This window comes from Candidatus Methylomirabilota bacterium (assembly GCA_035936835.1).
In the GTDB taxonomy this organism is placed as follows: Bacteria; Methylomirabilota; Methylomirabilia; order Rokubacteriales; family CSP1-6; genus AR37.
This window is the reverse complement of the sequence record DASYVT010000084.1, coordinates 1-6070: the sequence shown is the minus strand read 5'-3', so window position 1 is coordinate 6070 and position 6070 is coordinate 1. Positions and strand designations below refer to the sequence as shown.

Genomic DNA, 6070 nt, shown 5'->3' with positions numbered 1-6070 from the left:
ACCCATTCACTCTCGGTCGACGTCTCGAGCACGATCCGCCCCCGGCGCCGCGCGCCGAGCACAGCGGCGAAGCGTTCGGGCTCGGTGCGGATCCGCTGCTCGAGCAGCTCGCCCCCCTCGGCCAGGATGCAGATCTGACTTTCCTTCTTGTGCACGTCAATGCCAATATGGTCCATGGCTGGCCCCCTTCTCCTTGCGCCCTTGAGCGCGTGATCTCTGTGGGGCAGTCTATGCCACCACGTCGAGTGGGGGGTCAGCCGCTTCATCCCATCTACGCTCACGCAAGATCGCGATCGCGTAACACGTGTGATCCGGGCCGGCCCGTCGGGCCTTGACACACGAGGCGACGCGCTGCTAAGTATCCGGTCGTGTGCACGCCGTCATGAGGCCAGCCGCCGACTCCACGAAGTGGAAGGCGCTCATCGCGGCGGCGCTCGGCTGGTTGTTCGACGGCTACGAGAACTTCGTCCTCGTTCTCGTCGGCGCGATCGCCGTGCGCCAGGTGCTCCCGCCCGATCAGATCGCCGACGCTCCCGCGTACTTCGGTGGCCTGGTCGCCGCGACGCTCATGGGCTGGGCGACCGGCGGTGTGATCTGCGGTGTCCTGGCGGACTACATCGGTCGCAAGCGGACGCTCATGCTCTCGATCCTCTGCTACGCGCTCTTCACCGGCCTGACCGCGCTCTCCGAGGCCTATTGGATGCTCGTCCTCTTCCGCTTCCTGACCGGCCTCGGGCTCGGCGGCGAGTGGGGCCCGGGGGCGGCCATGGTGTGCGAGATGTGGCCGGCCGCGGTCCGCGGGCGCGCGGCCGCGGCGCTGCAATCCGCCTACGGCGTCGGGATCCTGCTCGCCTCCGCCATCTGGCTGGTCGTCGCGCCGCTGGGCCCGGCGTCGTGGCGGCACATGTTCTTGATCGGCGTCGTCCCCGCATTCCTCATCCTGTACATCCGGCGGGGATTGCAGGATCCCGCGCTGTGGCGCGCCGCGGACGATCGACGACGGGCGGCGGTGGCGCGGGCGGCCAGTGGCCAGGCGGTGGCGGCCGAGGACCGGGCGCTGCTCCAGCTGACGGTCATTCGCCTCGTGGCGAACCCCGCGCTGCGGCGGAGGCTGGTGCCGCTGCTCGCGATGTCGCTGACCACCATCATCGGGTACTGGGGCGCGTCGACGTGGATCCCGCAGTACGCGGGCCAGATCGCGGCCGCGGCGGGCCGCAATGCGCGCGACTGGATCTCGCTGGCGGGGATCGCCTCGGGGCTTGGGGCGATCGCCGGCTACCTGGTGTTCGGCGTGCTGGCCGACACGTGGGGCCGCAAGCCCGCGATCTGGGTGTACTACCTGGGGTCCTTGCCGGCCGTCTGGGTGCCGTTCCTTCTCGTCCGCGATCCCGCGCTGTTCCTGCTCGCCGTGATGCTGAACGGCTTCTTCACGGCCGGACAGTTCTCGTGGATGCCGATCTACCTGCCGGAGCTGTTCCCGACGGCGGTCAGGGGATCGGCGATCTCGGTGGTGTTCAACAGCGCGCGCTATCTGGCGGCGGCCGGGCCGCTCGTGGCCGGCGCGGTCACTACGATGTTCGGCGGCATCGGGCGCGCCGCCTCGATCATTTCTCTGGTCTACGTCTTTGGGCTCATCGTCACACCGTTCGCCGGACCGGAGACGAAGGGCAAGCCGTTGCCGGAGTGATCGCGATGGGCCGGCGAACCCGGGATGGCCTTCCGTGACGATCGAGACGGACGTCCTCATCATCGGTGGCGGCATCGCCGGCGCCTCCGCCGCGTATCACCTCGCCGCCCGGGGCCGCCGCGTCGTCGTGCTCGACCGTGGCGAGATCGCGTCGGGCGCCTCCGGGGTGAACGCGGGGGCCATCGATTCGGTCGGCTGGGGCGAGACGCGGGATCTCCAGACACACCTCACCGCGGGCAGCGTCGAGCTTTTCGAGACGGTGCAGACCGACCTCGGCGAGGACATCGAGTTCCGGCGCTCGGGCGCGCTCCAGGCGATTCACACGCCCGAGCAGTACGACTTCACGCGCGACCGCGTGGCCGCGCTTCGCGCGCGCGGCCACGCGGTCGAGCTGCTGACGATCCGCGAGGCCCGGAGTCTGGAGCCCGCGCTCTCACCGGCGCTCCTCGGGGCCATGTATTCACCGCTCCGCTCGCAGGCCGACCCCGGCAAGGCCACGCGGGCCTTCGCCGCCCTCGCCGAGCGCCGGGGAGCGCGCGTTCTCACGCATCACGAGGTGACGGGGATCACGCCGCGCCCGGCGGCGGGCTACGCGGTCCGCACCGCGCAGGGCGACGTGGTGGCGGGAGCGGTGGTGATCGCCGCCGGCGCCTGGTGCGGTCGAATCGGCGCGATGCTCGACCTGGACATCCCGATCGTCCCCGTCCGCGGCCAGATGTGGGCGACCGCACCCGAGCCGGGGCGCGTCTTCCAGACCATCTCCGCGGCGGAGTCCGCGCTGGCCTGGCACCGTGATCGGGGCGGCGCTCCGCCCGATCTCACGCATCGCGATGGAGCGCGCGTGACCCGCCACCTCTACGGTCGGCAGCGACGAAACGGCGAGATCATCTTCGGCGGCGATCGGGAGCTGATCGGCTGGGAGACGACACAGAATCTGGCGGGCATCGAGGTGAACCGCGGCCACGCGATCTCGGTGTTGCCGTTCCTGGCCGCGCTGCCGATCGCGCGGACCTGGGCGGGGCTCATGCCCTTCCCGCTCGACGGCAAGCCGCTCATCGGCGGCATCCCGGCACGGAAGGATCTCTGGATCGTGAGCGGGCTGGCTTCGTCGGGCTTCGGGCGCGGGCCCATGGCCGGCAAGCTCCTGGCGGATTCCCTCCATACGGGCACGCCGGCGCCCGTGCTGAGCGAGGCCGATCCCGCCCGCTGCGTCCGCGAACACGCACGCCGCTGACATACCCCTGGATCGTGTCTCACTGCGGATGTCATCGTTGCCGACGCGAGAGTTGCGATCCGGGCCGCCATGCGGGGGACCTCGACCATTCCTATCGTGATGGCGATCGCCGCGGATCCGGGGGGGAGCGGGCTCGTGCCGAGTCTCGCGCACCTGACACGGCAGACCCCTGGGGAAGACCCTCGGTCAAGGTGGGCCATGACTGAGAATGCGCTTTATGTTATCTACTCTCCCGCCTGCGGATCCGGGTAGCGTCCGCACTAGCGGAGATCACCTGTGTCCAGGCAATCAGTGACGATGCGATGGAGTGCGTCGCGCGCGCTGCCGGGCGCCACGATCAGGCCGAGGATGGCGAGGACGCGGCGCATGAAGCTCGAAGGTCGGTCAGACCAGCCCGGTATTGCGCGCTATCGTCTTGATCACCGTGTCCATCTGACCGCTGAGCACCTGCTTCGCGAAGCTGAGCGTGAAGCCCTTCACGGCATGGAAGGGAACATGCGACGGCCTCGAGAGCGCGAGCGGATCGACGACCGCGTCGACGACGACCGGCCCGCTGCGGTGGGCGAGGGCCTCCGCGAGACCCGCCTTGACATCGCCCGGCTCCTCGATGCGGATGCCCTTCGCGCCCATCGCCTCCGCCACCTTGGCGAAGTTCGGGTTCTTGAAGTCCACGCCGAAGGGCACGAGGCCGGCCTCCTGCATCTCGATCTTGACGAAGTCGAGCGACTCATTGTTGAAGATGACCTGGATCACCGGCGTCTTTCGCTGCACCTGGGTCAGCAGGTCGCCCAGGCCCAGCATCGTGAAGCCGCCGTCTCCGCACAGCGCGATCGACTGCCGGCCGGGGAATGCCAGCTGTGCGCCGAACGCATTGGGGGCGGCGTTCGCCATCGAGGCCCAGGAGAAAGAGCCGAAGAGGCGGCGGTTCGGCCCGCCCTGGATGTGTCGGGCGAGCCAGATGCACGGCGTGCCCGTGTCCGCGAAGAACATGGCGTCCGGGTCGGCCAGCGCGCTCAGCGTTGCCGCCAGAAACTCCGGGCGTATGGGCTTGATGCCTGGGCCTTTGTCCACATAGTGCTGGAGCAGCTCGTGAAACTCCCGCGTCTCCGCGAGGTGCTTGTCCAGGAAGCGCCTGTCCGTCTTGTCGTTGACCTTAGTCAGCAGCGCCGCAACCGTCGCCTTGACGTCGCCGACGAGGCCGAGATCGACGGCCGTGCGCCGGCCGATATGCTTCGGGTTCTTGTCGACCTGGACCTTGCTGACGTTCTTCTTGGGGAGAAACTCCGGGAACGGGAAGTCGGTGCCCAGGAGGAGGAGCAGATCGGCGCCGTGAATGGCATTGTAGGCGCCGCCGTATCCGAGAAGTCCCGTCATCCCGACGGCGTAGGGGTTGTCGTGCTCGAGCCATTGCTTGCCGCGAAAGGCATAGCCCACGGGCGCCTGGAGCTTCTGGGCGAGCTGGATCACTTCGTCGCGGGCGTCCCGGCACCCGTCGCCCCCGAAGATCGCGACGCTGCCCGCCTTGTTGATCATCCCGGCCAGCTTGTCGAGATCCGCGTCCGAGGGGCGGTAGAGCGGCGGCGCGGGGCGCGCCATCTCGTACGAGTCGACGGGCGCGGCGGCGGAGGCGATGTCGCCGGGGAGGGAGATCACCGTGGGCCCCCTGTCGACCAGGGCGGTGAGAATGGCCGTATTGACGATGGGCCGCACCTGCTCCGGGTTGACGAGCCGTCCGGTGTAGAGGGAAGCCACGTCGAAGAACTTGTACGGATTGAGCTCCTCGAGGGCCGAGGTGTCCATCAGGCTCGTCTCGACGTCGCCGGCGATCGCGATGATCGGCACACCCTCTTTCCGCGCATCCATCAGCCCATTGATCAGATGGGTGACGCCCGGACCTGCCGTTCCGCACACCGCCACCGGATTGCCGGTGAAGGAGGCCTCGGCCACCGCGGCGAAGACACCGTACTCTTCGTGGCGGACATGGATGAACTCGATCCCGGCATTGCGATGGAGGGCCTCGATGACCGGATTGAGCGCATCGCCGACGATGCCATAGCAGCGCTTGACACCGGCTCCCTCCAGCATCTCCCAGAGAACGTCCGCCACGGTCTTTGCCATGTCTGCTCCCCTTTTGTCGTGCGGCTCGAGGCTGCGGGCGCTTTATCGATCGACGACGCTGCTCTTCTGCACGCCGAGCCCGGTGACGCCCATCTCGACGACATCGCCCGGCTCGAGATAGCGCGGCGGCTTCATACCGTGAGCGACGCCGGCCGGCGTCCCGCGCTGTCGCTGTTCGCCGTTGACCGTCGTCCGGACCTCCGGGGTCTGAGGATCCCGCACCTCGTCAGCGATGACCACGGCGGTTGGGCGACGGCGAACCTCCACATGCCGCCGAGCTCACACCAGAGCCTTGAACTCATCGAGCTGACGGCGGACCCCGGCGATCATCGACGCCAGATCCGACGTGAGCATGATGAGGTCGAACCCGCGCTTCACCGCGCCGGCCGCGAAGGCCGCGCTCGCGCAGTGCATGCACGCCTTGATGCCGTGCTTGTGCGCCGTATCGCGGATCTTGTCGCACGTGGCCATGTGCACCGGGTCGGTCTTGTCGGGGCCGGGCGGCATGCCCAGCGCGAACGACAGGTCGGCGGGACCGATGTAGACGGCGTCGAGCCCCGGCGTGGCGCAGATGGCGTCCAGGTTGGCGAGCCCTTCCTTCGTCTCGATCATGGCCATGACGACGATCTCGTCGTTCGCCTTGGCCACGTAGTCGGCGCCGCCGTAGTGCACGGCGCGCACCGGCCCGGACGAGCGCATGCCCACCGGCGGATAGCGGCAGGCGGCCACCGCCTTCGCCGCGTCCGCCGCGGTATTGATCAAGGGCACGAGGATGCCGTAGGCGCCCAGGTCCAGCGCCTTCATGATGGGCGCCGGGTCGTTCCACGCCACCCGCACTACCGGCACCGTGTCGGTCTGCGAGATCGCCTGCAGCATCGGCCAGAGATCGCTCATGTCGGTGGTCCCGTGCTGCATGTCGATAACCAAGGCGTCGAAACCCTGGCGGGCCATCACCTCCGCGGTGAACCCATGGGACACCGAGAGCCAGCCCATGGTGACACACCGCCCGTCGCGCCACATCTGCTTGATCT

The 6070-nt window shown here is 68.7% G+C and carries 5 protein-coding genes; 2 read left to right on the top strand and 3 right to left on the bottom strand.

Annotated elements, in window-relative coordinates; all coding sequences use genetic code 11:
* Window positions 1–370: 370 nt before the first annotated feature.
* A complete protein-coding gene (locus VGV06_06995; GenBank protein ID HEV2054901.1) occupies window positions 371–1687 on the top strand; it encodes an MFS transporter in 1317 nt (438 codons plus the stop codon).
* A 34-nt stretch (window positions 1688–1721) separates the two neighbouring features.
* Complete coding sequence (locus tag VGV06_06990; protein HEV2054900.1) at window positions 1722–2921, top strand: FAD-dependent oxidoreductase; 1200 nt, start codon at window positions 1722–1724, stop codon at window positions 2919–2921.
* 384 nt (window positions 2922–3305) lie between these two features.
* Here the strand turns inward: VGV06_06990 and VGV06_06985 are convergent, their stop codons facing one another.
* The 3 genes from VGV06_06985 to VGV06_06975 all read right to left on the bottom strand — a co-directional run.
* Window positions 3306–5039 carry a thiamine pyrophosphate-dependent enzyme gene (locus VGV06_06985; protein ID HEV2054899.1) on the bottom strand — a complete coding sequence of 578 codons (1734 nt, stop codon included), beginning with the start codon at window positions 5037–5039 and terminating at the stop codon, window positions 3306–3308.
* Between the two features lie 42 nt (window positions 5040–5081).
* On the bottom strand, window positions 5082–5306 hold the full coding sequence (locus tag VGV06_06980; GenBank protein HEV2054898.1) for a fumarylacetoacetate hydrolase family protein: 225 nt from the start codon (window positions 5304–5306) through the stop codon (window positions 5082–5084).
* Window positions 5307–5318: 12 nt separating this feature from the next.
* The coding region (locus VGV06_06975) for an aldolase/citrate lyase family protein (GenBank protein HEV2054897.1) at window positions 5319–6070 on the bottom strand (752 nt) is incomplete at its 5' end.

Coding starts and splice junctions, on each gene's coding strand:
- VGV06_06985 (HEV2054899.1), bottom strand. CDS start 5,039: ATGGCAAAGACCGTGGCGGACGTTCTCTGGGAGATGCTGGAGGGAGCC.